Annotated in this window: 12 protein-coding genes; 5 read left to right on the forward strand and 7 right to left on the reverse strand. The window is 64.4% G+C overall.

From position 1 onward, the window contains the following. Positions 1-128: 128 nt before the first annotated feature. On the forward strand, positions 129-608 hold the full coding sequence (locus C8N35_RS10185) for an Lrp/AsnC family transcriptional regulator (protein ID WP_107989562.1): 480 nt from the start codon (positions 129-131) through the stop codon (positions 606-608). A 335-nt stretch (positions 609-943) separates the two neighbouring features. Here the strand turns inward: C8N35_RS10185 and C8N35_RS10190 are convergent, their stop codons facing one another. Beyond that, complete coding sequence (locus tag C8N35_RS10190) at positions 944-2,326, reverse strand: methyl-accepting chemotaxis protein (protein WP_107989563.1); 1,383 nt, start codon at positions 2,324-2,326, stop codon at positions 944-946. 351 nt (positions 2,327-2,677) lie between these two features. Between C8N35_RS10190 and purL the strand changes: the two genes are divergently transcribed. From purL to C8N35_RS10210, 4 genes are all read left to right on the forward strand, one after another. Further along, positions 2,678-4,906, forward strand: coding sequence for a phosphoribosylformylglycinamidine synthase subunit PurL (purL, locus tag C8N35_RS10195; protein ID WP_107989564.1), 2,229 nt, complete (start codon positions 2,678-2,680; stop codon positions 4,904-4,906). Positions 4,907-5,074: 168 nt separating this feature from the next. After that, on the forward strand, positions 5,075-5,308 hold the full coding sequence (locus C8N35_RS10200; protein ID WP_107989565.1) for a BolA family protein: 234 nt from the start codon (positions 5,075-5,077) through the stop codon (positions 5,306-5,308). Positions 5,309-5,447: 139 nt separating this feature from the next. Further along, positions 5,448-5,786 (forward strand): Grx4 family monothiol glutaredoxin, encoded by a 339-nt coding sequence (grxD, locus tag C8N35_RS10205; protein WP_107989566.1) that lies wholly within the window; start codon positions 5,448-5,450, stop codon positions 5,784-5,786. A gap of 599 nt (positions 5,787-6,385) precedes the next feature. After that, a complete protein-coding gene (locus C8N35_RS10210) occupies positions 6,386-6,670 on the forward strand; it encodes a hypothetical protein (protein WP_107989567.1) in 285 nt (94 codons plus the stop codon). Between the two features lie 112 nt (positions 6,671-6,782). Here the strand turns inward: C8N35_RS10210 and ttcA are convergent, their stop codons facing one another. The 6 genes from ttcA to C8N35_RS10240 all read right to left on the reverse strand — a co-directional run bounded on the left by ttcA (position 6,783) and on the right by C8N35_RS10240 (position 16,362). Then, entirely contained in the window at positions 6,783-7,754 is a 972-nt protein-coding gene (ttcA, locus tag C8N35_RS10215) for a tRNA 2-thiocytidine(32) synthetase TtcA (RefSeq protein ID WP_107989568.1), read from the reverse strand. A 124-nt stretch (positions 7,755-7,878) separates the two neighbouring features. Next, positions 7,879-10,005 carry a putative bifunctional diguanylate cyclase/phosphodiesterase gene (locus tag C8N35_RS10220; RefSeq protein WP_107989569.1) on the reverse strand — a complete coding sequence of 709 codons (2,127 nt, stop codon included), beginning with the start codon at positions 10,003-10,005 and terminating at the stop codon, positions 7,879-7,881. Continuing rightward, positions 9,981-11,234: an ABC transporter substrate-binding protein gene (locus C8N35_RS10225; RefSeq protein WP_170122066.1), complete on the reverse strand. Its 1,254-nt coding sequence runs from the start codon at positions 11,232-11,234 to the stop codon at positions 9,981-9,983. Before C8N35_RS10225 ends, C8N35_RS10220 begins: the two co-directional genes overlap by 25 nt. Positions 11,235-11,704: 470 nt before the next feature. Beyond that, a complete protein-coding gene (locus tag C8N35_RS10230; protein ID WP_107989571.1) occupies positions 11,705-13,153 on the reverse strand; it encodes a diguanylate cyclase in 1,449 nt (482 codons plus the stop codon). Between the two features lie 693 nt (positions 13,154-13,846). After that, a complete protein-coding gene (gene rpsD / locus C8N35_RS10235) occupies positions 13,847-14,464 on the reverse strand; it encodes a 30S ribosomal protein S4 (protein ID WP_107989572.1) in 618 nt (205 codons plus the stop codon). A gap of 377 nt (positions 14,465-14,841) precedes the next feature. After that, complete coding sequence (locus C8N35_RS10240) at positions 14,842-16,362, reverse strand: DEAD/DEAH box helicase (protein ID WP_107989573.1); 1,521 nt, start codon at positions 16,360-16,362, stop codon at positions 14,842-14,844. Positions 16,363-16,651 lie beyond the last annotated feature (289 nt).

Raw genomic sequence — 16,651 nt, forward strand, 5'->3', positions numbered from 1 at the left:
CCGACCGCCCGTACACCGCGAAGACGTGGCAAACTCAGGGTGAAGATTAGTCCTTTAGACTTACAATTTCTGTGCTATTCTGACCGGAATAACACCATTCCAGGCAAGACTGTTTCGGCAACAACGGCATGAGCGAAAAAAAGCTTCTCGATCCATCGGACATCCGCGTCCTGCAGATTCTCCAGCGGGACGCCTCCCAATCCATCGCAGATATCGCGCGTGAGGCGGGCATGAGCCAGACGCCCTGCTGGCGCCGCATCAAGAAACTCAAGGACAGCGGCATCATCCGCCAGATCGCGGCCGTCGTCGACCGCGAAGCGGTGGGGCTGAACTTCGTCTCCTACGCCTTCGTCAAGCTGGCGCTTCCCAGCCGCGACAACATGGAGGAGTTCGACCGGCTGGTGAACCACTGGCCGGAGGTGGTGACCTGCGAGCGCATCACCGGCGCGGTGGACTATCTGATCAAGGTCGTCACCGACGACATCAAGACCTACGACGACTTTCTCAGGCTCAAGCTTCTGGACAACACGCTGGTTTCCGACGTGCAGTCGCGCATCGTGGTCGCCACCGTGAAGGACACGGTGGCGTTGCCGTTGCGCGAAAGCTGAAGCGGCCTACCGCCGCAACGGTTACCGCGTCCCCGCTTACGCGGGAATGACGTCGAGAGCGGGGTCGGATTCTCGAGGATTTCGCGTGCGGTTATCCCCGCGATGCGATCTCTCACGTATCGACGTGTAATCCCCGCGCGCTGCACTCTCTCCGCCGTCATCCACCGGCTTCGTCCGGGGGATCCACCTTTCTGCTCATCGTGTGCCGGGACCGGCACTGGATTGCCCGGACTGCGTCGGGCAATAATGACGGTGGAGAGGTCGCGGCGAGGAGGCGCGGGCGCCTCCACGCCGCGAGGGCGTACGCCGCTCCCCTCCATTTGCATCCGCTGTTTTCAATGCTCGCTCGCCCCGATGAGGAGATCGAGCTGGCGCAGGACCTCCGTTGAGGCGGCGGCCATTTCGTCGGCGGCCTTCTGTGCGCCGGCGCGATCGCCCGCGGCATGGAGACGTGCCGCCTCCCGGCCGCATTTGTGCACCGCTTCGTGCACCGGCAGCAACGCGGCGAAGGCCGGATGACGGCGCACGCGGTCATCCTCCACCGCATCGTACCACTCGCCGAGATGACAATGGTGATGGTCGCTCAGTTCGCTGCTGCGCAGCGACTTGAGCCCCACCAGCATCTCCGCCAGCCGTTTCTTCCACATGAGGTGATCCGATTTCGCCTTGTGCAGGACGAAGTTCGGAATGCTGCGCACCTCAAGCTCGGCAAACTGTTCGCCGATGATCTTCTCGGACATGCCGACCGCCGAAATGACCTCTTCGGAAAAGCCCGACGAACGCCCCGCATGCGCGGCGATCGACTGCGCCCCTTCGGAGATCTCCTGCACGGCCTCGCTCTGCTGGGACAGCACCGAGGCGATCTCACCCATGCGCGCGCCGTTTTCCGCGACATCGTCGAGAACCCGTGCGATCTGGCCCGCCGCATCCTCCGACTGTTCGACGCTGCGTGCGACGAGCCCCTGGACCTCGTTGACCGTTCCCATCATCTCCTCCACGTGCTCGGAAAGCCGGTCGATGCGGGCGCGGATGTCGTCGGTCGCCTTCTGGGTCTGGCCGGAAAGCACTTTCACTTCCGCCGCCACCACCGCGAAGCCCTTGCCGGCTTCCCCGGCCCGCGCCGCCTCGATGGTCGCGTTGAGGGCCAGAAGATTGGTCTGCTGCGCCAGACCGTCGATCGTCGCCACGAAGGTGCCGATCTGCTCCGCCGCACTGGCCAGATGGCCGGCGGACGTGCTCATGCGCCCGAAGGCCTCGCCGATCCCCCGGCTGGCCTCGGCGGTGCTCCGCGTCGCGTCCGCGCCGCCGCGCATGCCGACGGAAACCACTTCCATGGACCCTGCCACGCTCTTGGCCGTGGAGGCGATCTGGTCGATCGAGGCGGTCAGTTCCTCCACCGCCGCGGCCATGCTCTGGGCGCGAATGTCGGTCTCGCGGATCTCGCCGGTGATCCGCGCCGTCGCGGCCATCGCCTCGCTGGCCTGGATGGAATACTGGACGGTCTGCGCCAGAATCTGCTCGTCGCGGCGCGCGATCGCGCGCGCGAGATCTTCCACCGGCCCGGCAATGCCGGTGGGCAAGGCGTCCGCATTGTCCACCCGATGCCCATTCGCCAGCGCCGCGAGCGCGGAGCGAAGCGCTGCCGCTTCCTGTGCCCGCCCCTCGTCACAGCGCGCCTCGCTTGCCTTTTCCGTGTCTTCGCGATGATGTTTGAACACGTTGCTTTCTCCCGCAACTTATTGAAAGTCAGGAAGAATTTGAGTCCCAGAAATGCCCACTGTGAAATGTGACAAATCGCGCCGGGACCATGCGGAACAGCGAAACTTCACACCGTGGTTAGCAATCGGCACGAGAGAATTAGCGATTTGCGTAAGGTGGTCGGCAATTCGCAAATGAGGAAGGCGTGAAGACCGGCCGGGCGTTCGACGCTCCGCCCCGCCGGCGTGTTCCATTTTGGCGATACGCTTTCTCTCTTGTTCCTTTCCCCTCCCCATCGCGCGTGCAATCTGCTATTGGGCAGCCACGTACTCGGCCTGATCCGACAGCCCCCAGACGAACCCCCGGACGCCATGATTTCCAACGACATCGCCATCACCCCGGACCTCATCGCCGCACACGGCCTGAAGCCGGACGAATACGAACGGATTCTGGAGCTGATCGGCCGGGAGCCGAGCTTCACCGAACTCGGCATCTTTTCCGCCATGTGGAACGAGCACTGCTCGTACAAATCCTCCAAGAAATGGCTGAAGACGTTGCCGACCAAGGGTCCGCGCGTCCTTCAGGGCCCCGGCGAGAATGCCGGCGTGGTCGATATCGGCGACGGCCAGACCGTGGTCTTCAAGATGGAGAGCCACAACCACCCCTCCTATATCGAGCCCTACCAGGGGGCCGCGACCGGCGTCGGCGGGATCCTGCGCGATGTCTTCACCATGGGCGCGCGTCCCGTGGCGGCGATGAACGCGCTGCGCTTCGGCGCCCCCGATCATGCGCGCACGAAGCATCTGGTCTCCGGCGTGGTCGCCGGTGTCGGCGGCTACGGCAACTCCTTCGGCGTGCCGACGGTCGGCGGCGAGGTCGAGTTCGACGCGGCCTACAACGGCAATTGCCTGGTCAACGCGTTCGCGGCGGGCCTTGCCGATGCCGACAAGATCTTCCTGTCGGAGGCCAAGGGCGTCGGGCTGCCGGTCGTCTATCTCGGCGCCAAGACCGGGCGCGACGGCGTCGGCGGCGCGACCATGGCGTCGGCCGAATTCGACGAGACCATCGAGGAGAAGCGCCCGACCGTACAGGTCGGCGATCCCTTCACCGAGAAGTGCCTGCTGGAAGCCTGCCTCGAGCTGATGGCTTCGGGCGCGGTCATCGCCATCCAGGACATGGGCGCGGCGGGGCTGACCTGTTCGGCAGTGGAGATGGGCGCCAAGGGCGATCTCGGCATCGATCTCGATCTCGATCTCGTGCCGGTGCGCGAGGAACGCATGACGGCGTATGAAATGATGCTGTCGGAAAGCCAGGAGCGCATGCTCATGGTGCTTGCGCCGGAAAAGAAGACGGAAGCGGAAGCCATCTTCAGGAAGTGGGGCCTTGACTTCGCGGTCGTCGGCAAGACCACCGACACGCTGCGCTTCATCGTCAAGCATCAGGGCGAGGTGGTCGCCGATCTGCCGATCAAGGAGCTGGGCGACGAGGCGCCGGAATACGACCGGCCGTGGAATGAGCCGGTGCCGGAGCCGATGCTGGCCGCCGCAGATGTCGCCGAGCCCGCGGACTATGCGGCCGCGCTCACCGCGCTGGTCGGATCGGCCAACGGCTCCTCGCGCCGCTGGGTGTATGAGCAGTACGACACGCTGGTGCAGGGCAATTCGCTGGCAACGCCGGGCGGCGATGCCGGCGTCATCCGGGTGATGGATGCACAAGGCAATCCGACGACCAAGGGCCTCGCCTTCGCCGTCGACGTCAGCCCGCACTACTGCAAGGCCGACCCCGTGCAGGGCGGACGCCAGGCGGTGGCGGAATGCTGGCGGAATCTCTCGGCGGTCGGCGCCGAACCGTTGGCGGCGACCGACAACCTCAATTTCGGCAATCCGGAAAAGCCGGAGATCATGGGCCAGCTGGTCGCCTGCATCCGCGGCATCGGCGAGGCCTGCGTGGCGCTTGAGATGCCGATCGTCTCCGGCAACGTCTCGCTCTACAACGAGACCTTCGGCGAGGCGATCCTGCCGACGCCGGCGATCGGCGGCGTCGGTCTTCTGCCGGACGTGGAAAAGCGCGTCGGTGCGGCCTTCGTCAATGATGGCGACGTCGTCGCGGTGATCGGCGGCGAAGGGACCCATCTCGGCCAGTCGGCCTACCTGCGCGACGTTGTCGGCAAGGTGGAGGGCGCCGCCCCGCCGGTCGATCTGGCGCTTGAAAAGAAGAATGGCGACTTCGTGCGCGGCCTCATCCGCTCCGGCGCGGTGAACGCCTGCCACGATCTGTCCTCCGGCGGCCTTGCCGTGGCGCTCGCCGAAATGGCGATTTCCGGCGGCAAGGGTGCCGCGATCGAGCTGACGAAGGGGGACGGCGCAACGCACGCGCGTCTCTTCGGCGAGGATCAGGCCCGTTACCTCGTCACCTTCCCCGCCGCCGATGCGGATGCGCTTGGCGGCAAGGCTTCCGAGGCCGGTATCCGGTTCGCGCGACTTGGAGCCGTGGGCGGTGACGATTTGACAGTGAAGGATATCCTCTCCATATCCGTTGCAAATCTGCGTAAAGCCCACGAGAATTGGTTCCCGCGTTACATGGATGACCGCGACGCCTGACCCGACGGGTCAACGCGGTGGCCGGATTTGGGCCGCAGCGGTGGATGGCCGCAGCGGCGGATGAAACGACAGATCGAATGGGAGGGCCCGGCCGGTGACTTCGCCCCCGGACCCGACAAGCCGGTTCGCCTTGACGGAACCGGGCAACCAGTGAGGAGACGAGTGCCGATGGCGATGGATGCGCGCGAAATCGAATCGATGATCAAGGCTGCGCTTCCCGATGCCAGGATCGAGATCCGGGATCTGGCCGGCGACGGCGAGCACTATGCGGCCACCGTCGTCTCCGAGAGCTTCCGCGGCAAGAGCCGCGTCCAGCAGCACCAGCTCGTTTACAAGGCCCTGCAGGGCAACATGGGCGGTCAGCTGCACGCCCTGGCGCTGCAGACATCCGCACCCGATTGAACGACAGACGGCCGGGTCGAGAATATCCGGCCCAAGAGCGGAGCCGAACCCAAAGGGCGGCCTCCGGAGATCAGGCGATCAAACACGAATCGAGATTCACCGGACCTTTACTCCGGCAGAACGGAAGGACAGAACGAAGATGAGCGGTATCCAGGACTGGATTGCGAACGAGGTGAAGACCAACGACGTGGTGCTCTTCATGAAGGGCACCCCGGCCTTCCCGCAGTGCGGGTTTTCCGGCCAGGTGGTGCAGATCCTCGATTATCTCGGCGTGAGCTACAAGGGCGTCAACGTGCTCGAGGATGCCGACCTGCGCCAGGGCATCAAGGACTATTCGAGCTGGCCGACCATTCCGCAGCTCTACGTCAAGGGCGAGTTCGTCGGCGGCTGCGATATCGTGCGCGAGATGTTCCAGGCGCAGGAGCTGCAGCAGGTCTTTACCGAAAAGGGTGTCGCCACCGGCCAGACCGCCGAATAGGCGCCCGGCTCGCAGGCAACGCGAGAATTTTAGGCGGCATTGCCGCCATACGACCTTCGTTTCAAGGCCGGTCCACAGGACCGGCCTTTCCTGTTTCCGGAACGCAAACCGCTTGGGGCGGACAGGATGACGCGATTGTGACCGCACCTCGACAGAATTGCGATCGCAGGTTTCCCTCACTGTTTCGCAGGATGAATGTGCGTTAATCTTTCATTAAACACGCCTGAAAATGCGAATATCCGACGCTCCTTGCCAATCACGGAAGGAATTGGCTGTTTTCCTGAAAGAAATGACATTAAAGTACTGGTGCTTGCGGCGCCTTTACGTGCGCCGCGGGGTACAGGAGTGAATCGGAAGGCTTGCCGCGCGAACCGGGAATCGCCAAGCATGAACGCACAATGAATGGCGGTTTCATGCTTCGTGCAAGGTTACGGGGGCAAGGTCTTCAGAGAACGCCGCGCAACTGGCGTGGCACCTGACGAAATTGGGCTGCATGCCCGTCTCGCACGCATACGGGGCGTGCGAATATCGGATGGCACGCGTCCACCGCGATACCAGCCTGGCCATCCCGGCCGGACAAAGCTCGGGGGAGCTTGAAGATGAAACGCATAACCGCGGGTCTTTTCTGCATGATGGCCTTTGCCGTCTACGCGATCGCTCAGCCGGGCGAGGTGGAGATGCGCCGCGTGGAATGCGCCAAGCTGATCGTCTATACGCCGATCAAGGACACCTCCGACGACCAGGTCTGCGCGGGTTTCGGCGGCGTCGTCGCCGACAGGGCGAACGACCGCGAGAGCATGACGATCCTCGTCAAGGGCCTGAAGGTCGGCTCCGACGACGGTCTCAAGATGGCCGCCCTGCCGAGCGCCCACCAGAAGCAGTAGCGCCTTTTCCAGGAGCGAGCCGTCACCAGGAGCGACCCGCGCGCACCACTGGCATTGTGGAGCCTTTCGCGTCTGACCGCTCTCCGACACCCCTCCCTGGCGCCCCCACACCTCACCCCAGAAGCAGCTTCGCCGTCATCGCGAGGGCGGCACCGCAGTCGCCGTCCGCGCCTTCGTTGCCACGCTCTCTTTCGCTCTCGGCGGCACCCGGCGTCAGCGCCGCGAAGTCATAGAGCCCCGTGTCGAGCAGATGGCTCGGCCGGGTATTGGCGAGCGCGCGGAACATCACCTGCGTGCGGCCGGGTTGCTCGCGCTCCCATCCCGCCACCATCTCCTTGATCTTCTGACGCTGAAGGCCGTCCTGCGATCCGCACAGGTCGCAAGGGATGATGGGAAATTCCAGGGCATTGGAAAAGCGCGCGAGATCTGCTTCCGCGCATGCCGCAAGCGGGCGCAGCAGGGTGAGGTCGCCATCTTCATTTAGAAGTTTGGGCGGCATGGCGGCGAGCCGTCCGCCGTAGAAGAGATTGAGCAGGAACGTCTCGATGATATCCTCGCGGTGATGGCCGAGCACGACGGCCTCGCACCCGTTCTCGCGCGCGATGCGATAGAGGTGGCCGCGCCTCAGCCGTGAACACAGCGAGCAGTAGGTCTGCCCGGCAGCGACCTTGTCGGTCACGATCGAGTATGTGTCGCGCCGCTCGATGACATGCGCGATCCCGTGGCGGTCCAGAAACTCCGGCAGGATATGGGCGGGAAAGCCCGGCTGGGCCTGATCGAGATTGCAGGCCAGCAAGTCGACCGGCAGCAGCCCGCGCCACCTGAGGTCGCTCAACACCGCCAGCAGCGCATAGGAATCCTTGCCACCCGACAGACAGACGAGCCATCGCCCCCCCGGCCTTACCATGGCGTATTCGGTCAATGTCTGACGCACCTCGCGCATGAGGCGCTTGCGCAGCTTGCGGAAGTTCGTGCTTCGCGGCGCTGCGGCGAACAGCGGGTGATCGCCGCCCTGAAAGGCGTCGCTGTCACGATCGGTGTCGGTGTCGCCGATTGCGGCGTCGATGGGTTCGGGAGCGTCCATCCGCGGCTTATACCGTGCTTCGCGAAGCGACGGAAGCAAAGGCCGACGGGCCCCGCCGGCATGCCTGCTTTCGCGCTCGAAGCGGACAGGGTCTGGCTGAGCGGAAGGCAGCCGCCGTTCACGCTCAACCAGCCCTTTCCTCCGCCGCCAGCCGCGCGCCGCCAACGCCGCCGACGCCAGACGCCACCCGCGCGCCCGTCCACATGATGAATTCCTCCAGCGGCATGGGCCGGGCGAACAGGTAGCCCTGGCCGTATCGGATACCGGCGCGCAGGCAATAGTCGATATCGCGTTCGCTCTCGATCCCCTCCCCCACCATCGGAAGGTCGAGATCGCCGCAAACGCGCGCGACCGCATCGCCCAGCGCCTCCAGTCGATGGAGAATGCCCACGCCCGCGCCCTGCTCGATGGCACTGCCCCCGGCCTGGACGAAACTGCGGTCGATCTTGATGATGTCGGGTCGAAGCGTCTTCAGATAGGTGAAGGAGGAGTAGCCGGTGCCGAAATCATCGAGCGCGACCCGGATCCCCAGATCCTGGATGCGCCGGATGATGTCGCCGCGCCCGTCATCCGCCTTCAGCACCATGCTTTCCGTCAGCTCGATCACGACCCGGCGCGGATCGACGTCGTGTGCGCTCAGGAGCGTTTCCAGACGCGCGAGGAAGCCTTGCGAAATCTGTATGCTGGAAACGTTGATGGAGAGATAGAGCTCAGCCGTCGCCGGCTCGCCCTGCAACGCGCTCAGCGCCTCCACGCCGCGCGCGAGTACATGGTGGCCGATTTCCGGCATCAGCCCGCAATCCTCCGCCACCGGAATGAAGGAGGCGGGTGAAAGCGCGCCCTGAACCGGGTGGTTGAGCCTCAGCAACACCTCGCCGCCAACCGGCGCGCGCGTCTTCAGATCGACAATCGGCTGAACGGCGATGTCGAAGTGATCGCCCAAGAGCCCGTCGGACAATGCCCGCTCGGTGCTGATGCGGGTCTGGCTGCGCCGGCCCACATGGGCGGTGTAGGCCGCGGGTTGGTTTTCGAGCGACTTCTTCATCTCGTACATGGCCGCATCGGCCTTGATCATCAGCGAGGCAAGCGAATAGTCGTCGTTGGTGGCGACGAAACCGATGGAGCCGACCGGCCGCAGCCGATGGCCGTCAACGACAAGATCGCCGCCGATCTCGCGCCCGAGCTGGCCGGCCAGTGCGTCGGCGCGTTCAATGACGTCGTCGCCCGTGAGCATGACAACAAACTCGTCGCCGGAAAGCCGCGCGGTGATCGCGCCGGGCGGTGCGAAGGCGGCGATGCGCTGACCGACCGTACGCAACACCTCATCGCCCGCCGCATGGCCGAACGTATCGTTGATCGTCTTGAAACGGTTGAGATCGATGAACAGCATGACCACGCCGGCGCGCGCCGCACGCGCTTGCAACAGCACGGCGCAAGCCCCTTCCTCGAACCCGGCGCGGTTGCGCAGGCCGGTGAGGCTGTCCTCGCTCGCCGCCCGCCGGAGCCGGGAATTGATCTCCAGCAGTGCCTGCTCGTCGCGGTCGAGACGGGCCTGCATGGCGTTGAACCCCTCGATGACGGTGCCGAATTCGCCATCGGTGTGCAGGTCGACCCGGTGACGCGTGCCGTCGCGTCGGGTCCGGGTGATGGCGCCGGCCAGATGCTGAAGCGGCGCGATCACGCGCTTTTGCGCCAGCCGCCCGGTGATGACGAGCGAGACGACCGTGGTCGCCAGCGTCAGAAACAGGCTGTGCAGCCCGATCCAGAGCGCCACCGCCCACAGGGCGCGGTTGGAATAGGCGACATGCAGCGTCCCCACCCTGACGACGGAATTGGCCTTGCGGTGGACGATCGGCACCTCCATGACGCCGGCGATCGCCGCCTTGTAGGGCCGGCCCGCCTGCGCCACGACGAAGCCCGTATCGTCCGTTACCCAGGTCGCCTCGATGGACCCGCCGCGCGGAAAGTCGTCGAGCAGCGACCCCACATGGTCGAACTCGAAATCATGCACCGGCTTGGCGATGGCGAAGACCAGCGACTGGATCGCGTCGTCGCGCACGGACTCCACCGTGCGTTCCGCCTCGCGGACCCCCCACACAGACGCGGCCACGGCCACCATCAGATTGACCGCGACGATCCAGGGAATGAGCGTGGTGTAGAAGCGGAACGCGAAGCTCGCATGCCGGCGCGCGCGAAACCACGTCCAGGGGCGCATCGCCAGCGCGCTCAGTGAGCGGATGTGAGGGCGCATCGACCGGAACAATCCTTCTGGGCCTGTTGGGCCTGTTGGGCCTGTTGAACGGGTTCGACGGCCGCAGCCAGCGCATCGAGTGTGAAATCGTAGGCGGACGGATCGCCGTGGGGGCCGATGAGGAAGCGGGAGAAGTCGATCTCGTCAAAGGCTTCGCGCTCGATCACATCGCCGATGGCTGCGCGGAACGCATCGATATTGCCGGCATCGACGGGTGACATCGAAAAGGCGATGGTCGGCGGGGATGCGGGCAGGTCGAGGCCGCTGAAATAGTCCTTCAAGACCACCATGGCCCAGGCGCCGGCAAAGAAATGGCCGCCGTCGCTCGTCACCAATGTTCCGCTGGAAATCGCCGCTAGCGCCGCCGGGGACCAGTTGAGCCCCGCGACACCGACATCTGTTCCCGCAAGCAAGCCGTTCTCGCGCAAGGCGCGGATGGCGCCGAGCGCCATCGCATCGTTCGCCGCCCAAACCCCGACGGGCCGGCGCGCGCCCTGGCGCGCATAGTGCTTGAGCACCCTGTCGACGAGGTCGTGCGCCTTGTCCTCATCCCAGTCGGCGATGAGCGCGTGATCGAGAGTGAGCCTGTCGCCCCCTTCCCCAAGCACCTCGGCGAGCCCGCCATTGCGATCGATGGAAGCGGGCGTGACGGTATCGCCGTAAAGCGCGATGATCGGCCGCTCGCCGCTATCGCCGGGCGCTTCAAGCCCGCGATCCTCGGCGAAACGGCCAAGCGCCTCGGCCATGCGCCGCCCGGCGCCGCGATTGTCGGGCACGATGGCGCCCAGCCAGTTGCGGTAGCGCTGTCCGGGCTCCCCGGTCTGCTTGCGATCGTCACCGACAATGTCATTGAGCAGCATCAGGACCTTGATGCCGTGGGCGTCCGCCTGTTTCATCAGTTCGACGCTCGCCTGCTCCTCGTTGACGAGCACCAGCACATCCGGCTTGTTTGCACCGTGGATGGTGGCCAGAGCGAGTTGTTTCATACGCACGCGGTTGCGTTCGGCCACGTCGATGGTGAGATCGATACCGAACTGGTCGGCCGCCTCCTGCATGGTCCTGGAAACGAGCGTCCAGAAAACCTCGCCCGTGACGCCCGGATTGACGAACACCACCCGCGGACGCTCCCTCTCCGCGGCTCCCGCCGCGCGCACCGGCCCCACGGCGGACACCACAAGGGCGACCACCGCCACAAAAGGGGTCAGTACTCGTTTACCGGGAAACGCCATTACTCCCTTCCCATCGGGACACACCGGCCGCCTGTCGTTCATCACACCGGCCGAAACCGCAAGACTCCGTTACGTAAGTTACTCCCTAATGACTTAAACCTTCGTCAATTGGACCACTGACAGCTTTCAGCAGCCCTCCCCGGGCAGTGTGCCGTTGCAATCTGCGCTTGCAGGAATTGTGCCGTAGCGGAGCGAAGGGAGTTTCCCTCTCCATTTCAACGACAAGACGCGGGAACGGGCTCGACCGCCCAAATGAAACGGTGACGGGAACGGAGAGAATTGCCCGGCCACGCGGCACACTCTGCCTTCGGGAAGACCACGTAGGGCCCCAACTTTCAAGAAAGCTCATCTGAAGACGCAAGCGCCGGCTGATTTTGAAAGGGGCGCGCGTCGCGTGGCGTTTCGCTTGAACGCCGGATGTTGCAAACCGCGCAGCCAACCCAATCAGATCCCATTCATGGGTCCACACCCTAGCCCGCGATACCCAGCGCCGTGCCCCACACATCGCCCTTGCAATCGCATTCGACGCGATTGCGACCGCCAGCCTTCGCCTGATAGAGGCAATTGTCGGCACGCGCATAGAGATCGTCGGCACTTTCGCCGATGCGGAATTCCGCCACCCCGATGGAGACGGTGACGCGGGCCGGTGCGTCCACCGCCCCCGGAACACGCCCCGCCCGCACGGGGATTGAAATCGTTTCGATGCCGAGGCGCAGCCGTTCCGCCGTCCGCATCGCGCCGCCGAGATCCGTATCGGCCAGCAGCACGATGAATTCCTCCCCGCCCAGCCGTCCGACCCGGTCGGACTCGCGGATGGTGGAGGCGATGCGCGCCGCGATCGACGTCAGCACCTCGTCGCCGACCTGATGGCCGCACTTGTCGTTGACCTGCTTGAAGTGGTCGGCATCGACGACCAGCACCGAGCACGCATGGCCATAGCGCGCCGCGCGGGCAAGCTCATGCTCGAGTTCGTCGAGGATCGAGCGCCGGGTGAGCACCCCGGTCAGCGCATCGCGGGTGGCAAGTTCGAACAGTTCCTGCTCGCGGCGTTTCAGTTCGGTGATATCGACCCGGAAACCGACCGTCGCCCCGGTCCTCGTCTTGGTCTCGGATATGCGCAGCCAGCCGCCGTTGATGATCGGCTGCTCCATCGAACCCACGGGGTTGCGGTGATAGGCGAGCGCCGCGGCGAGGAATGCGTCCTCGTTGCCCATGGACTCGGGAAACCAGCCAAGCAAAATCGCCTTGCGAAACATCTCCTCGTAGGTGATGCCAAGGCGGAAAACGTCATCGGCGGGAGGAAACATTTCACCCATGCGCCGGTTGAACAGCACCAGCCGGTCGGTTTCATCAAACAGCATGAAACCGTCGGGCAACACCTCTATCGCAGCATGAAGCTGATGACGGGCCTGCTCCGCCTCTCTCCTGGCGCGGCGCAGGCTCAGTTCGTCCTCGGCCACATGTGCGAGCTCGATGAGCATTTCCATCTCAGCCGCAGCGAACGTGCGCGCCTTCGTATCACACACGGCGATGGTTCCGATGCACACGCCCGGCGCGACGATCAGCGGCGCGCCGGCGCAGGCGCGCACATGCGGCGCCCCCTCCACCAACGCGCATCCCGCGAACCGGGGATCCAGACTGGCATCATCGACCAGAAACGGCTGTCCATCCGCAATGGCGAGGTGAGCGAACCCGGCCCCGCACGCGACCGTGCTCCGTCCCAGCCCGATCTCGGACTTGAACCATTCGCGTTCGCCGTCGACAAAGGAGAGCAGCGCGATCGGCGCATCGAAGGTCGCACGCGCCATGCGCACCAGCCGATCGAACCCGCTTTCAGCGGCAGTGTCGAGAAGGTCATAAGAGGCGAGAAAAGCGAGTCGCACGTCTTCCGACGCGGCCTTCCAGCCGCGTTCGTCCATACGACATTCCGTCCCGGCCGGATGAAACACTCTCGACCTCCTGATCTTCTGTAGTATTTTCAATATTATAATATTTGAATATCCCTACATGTCCGTACGTTAAGATGCTACTAAAAGAATAAGTAAAATGCGAAATTTACTAACAACCGTAATTGCTGCAGGACACTTGGATCTTATACGACAAAAGTTCAAAATGTATTCATAATTTTTCAATTAGTAATTCTAAGTTTTATACCGGAATTTTTAGAAGCAAAAACAGTCCAACGCGACGCTGTCGGCCAAAATAGACGATCGTATTTACGTAACGGCAAATCACGCACCGTCATGATTACTTTTCGGCACGCTTAAATCACGATGCTCCGCCCATCTCGCCGTACCTTCAGGAGCGCCATACCTCACAATCGGGCAGGCCGGGCGCGTCAGATCCTGAAAGTTCGTCACCTTTGACAGGCGGCGCACCACGGCCATCCGGCCCCCCGCCTCTTCCCCTGCGTCGACCGGCGCGCCCCGTCACGCTGCCGGGACGCGATGAAAGATCCACTTATCCGCAAAAAAGATTCATTCCTGCCGCGTGTCCGCGGGACTGCCGATCCGGATGGTCAGCCTCCGCACAGCCAGAAGGCTTTGCCAAAACGACAAAGGCCGCCCGGAGGCGGCCTTTGCGTGATCGGCATCGAAAGATGCGAAGAAGAATTAGCGCGAGTAGAACTCGACCACCAGATTCGGCTCCATCAGAACCGGGTAGGGAACCTCGGAGAAGGACGGCGCACGGGTGAAGGTGGCGGACATCTTGGAGTGATCCGCGATGATGTATTCCGGCACGTCGCGCTCGGCCGACTGCACGGCCTCCAGCACCAGCGCGAGCTGCTTGGACTTGTCGCGGATCTCGATCACGTCACCCTCGCGGCAGCGGTAGGACGGGATGGTGACCCGGCGACCGTTGACCTTGACGTGGCCGTGGTTGATGAACTGGCGCGAGGCGAAAACCGTCTGCACGAACTTCGCGCGGTAGACGATCGCATCGAGACGGCGCTCCAGCAGGCCGATCAGGTTCTCGGAGGTATCGCCCTTGAGCCGCGACGCCTCGACGTAGATCTTGTGGAACTGCTTCTCGGAAATGTTGCCGTAGTAGCCCTTGAGCTTCTGCTTGGCGCGCAGCTGCACGCCGAAATCCGACAGCTTGCCCTTGCGGCGCTGGCCGTGCTGGCCGGGGCCGTATTCGCGACGGTTCGCGGGGCTCTTCGGGCGGCCCCAGATGTTCTCGCCCATACGGCGATCAAGTTTGTACTTCGAGCTCTGACGCTTCGACATTCGCGTGGTCCTTGAGTTTGCTTCTTGTCTTAAAGGACACGCGCCCTCCTCTGTGCCGACATCCCCCCGCCCCGAGAGGCGAAGAAGGCTGCGACACTGACAGGAACGACGGCAAAGCGTTTGCCGGGTCCCGCGGGTGCGTGAAATGCCATGCGGGCCCCGAGGGACCCGCATGGGTGGGCGTTGATCTAGTCGAATGTGACCGGCCTGTCAAACGCGCACGGGGTTTTTGGCATCCCCCAGGCCAAGAGCCGGCCGTTTTCCCAATTGTGGTGCCCGCCAGCCTGGCGAGCCGGCGCGACACGACACAAGCGGATCCCCTCTCCCGTGAAGAGAGGGGAATCAGGCCCACCGGCCTGCGTTTTCCCAATCGGGAATCACACGCCGAACTGAACCGGACCGTCGTTTGAGCGGCCGCCATTGGAGCGCGAGGCATTGGTGTTCGCGCCCTGGCCCTTGCGGTGCGGCTTGCGGCTGGCGCCGTCGCCCTTTCCGGCCCAGGACTTGGCGCCGCTCTTCTCGCCGTTACGGCCGAAACGCGGCTTGCGCGCCTCGCCCTCGGCAACCCGGCGCTCGCCACCTTCGCGACGTTCGCCTCGCTCGGCACTTTCGCCGCGCTCGGGACGCGGACCGCGTGCGGCCGCGCCGCGTGACTCGCCGTTGCCGTTCGGGCGGCCCCTGCCGGCACTGGACCGACCCGGACCCGAGCGGCCCTTCTTGTTCGTTCCGCCCTCGCGGCCAAAACCCGGCTCGCCGCGCGGATCGGAAGCGGCATCCTCACCCGGCATCAGGTCGAGCGCACGCTTGGTCAGGCGTTCGATATCGCGCAGGTACGGGCGTTCTTCCGGGATACACAGCGAGATCGCGATACCCGCGGCCCCGGCGCGCGCCGTGCGGCCGATGCGGTGGACATAGGTTTCCGGCACGTTCGGCAGGTCGTAGTTGACGACATGCGAGATGCCGTCGACATCGATGCCGCGCGCGGCGATATCGGTGGCGACCAGGACACGCAGCGACCCGTTCTTGAAGTCGCCGAGCGCGCGCTGGCGCTGGCCCTGGCTCTTGTTGCCGTGAATGGCCGCCGCATCAAGACCGGAACGCTCCAGATCGCGCACGACCTTGTCCGCGCCGTGCTTGGTGCGGGCGAAGACGATGGCACGCTCCACATCCTTGCCGGCCAGAAGATCGCGCAGCCGCGAGACCTTGTCGGACTTGTCCAGGAAGATGACGCGCTGGTCGACCTTTTCCGCCGTGGTGGCGACGGGGGCAACCGAGACCTGCACCGGATCGGTGAGGTAGGCGGAGGCGAGCTCGGCGATCTGCTTGGGCATGGTCGCGGAGAAGAACAGCGTCTGCCGCTTGGCCGGCACCAGCTTGGTAATGCGGCGCAGGTCGTGGATGAAGCCCAGATCGAGCATCTGGTCGGCTTCGTCCAGAATGAGCGTGTGGAGATCGGAGATCGTCACGGCCTTCTGGTCGATCAGATCGAGCAGACGGCCGGGCGTCGCGACCAGCACATCCGTGCCGGTGGACAGGCGCCGGATCTGGCCGCGGATCGACACGCCGCCAACGACGACGGAAGTGCGCACGCGCAGGTACTTGCCGTAGGTGGTGATGCTGTCGGCAACCTGCTGGGCGAGTTCGCGCGTCGGCACGAGGATGAGACAACGGGTGGAGCGCGGCATCAGCCGTGCCTTGTCCATCGACAGCTTCTGCAGCAGCGGCAGCGCGAAGGCGGCGGTCTTGCCGGTGCCCGTCTGGGCAATGCCAAGCAGATCCTTGCCGTCCAGCACATAAGGGATGGCCTGGGCCTGGATGGGCGTCGGCGCGGTATAGTTCTCGTCGGCAAGCGCCTTCAGAAGGGGCGCGCCGAGGGCGAGATCGGTAAATGTGGTCAAAGAGGTACTTTCGGTTTTGGGCCGTGCCCGCAATGCCACGCACCAATAGGCGCAGGCCCGCAGTACGGCGGGATAATCGCAGTTCGTCAATCGGGAGGAACCGCTCGCGTCGATCGCTGGACACCGCGCCTAAATGCGCGGTCCGCGACTTTCCCTCTATCTCGAGCAGCATCGTGCTGCCGGGGGCGACGCGGTAACGATTGCGCCTTATGTGGCGTGTGCGGATTGAAAGTCAAGGGAAATCGGCGAGCCATGGCACCCCGGGCCAGACGAGACACCCCCAAAACGT

Origin of the sequence: Breoghania corrubedonensis (genome assembly GCF_003053845.1) — a bacterium.
In the GTDB taxonomy this organism is placed as follows: Bacteria; Pseudomonadota; Alphaproteobacteria; order Rhizobiales; family Stappiaceae; genus Breoghania; species Breoghania corrubedonensis.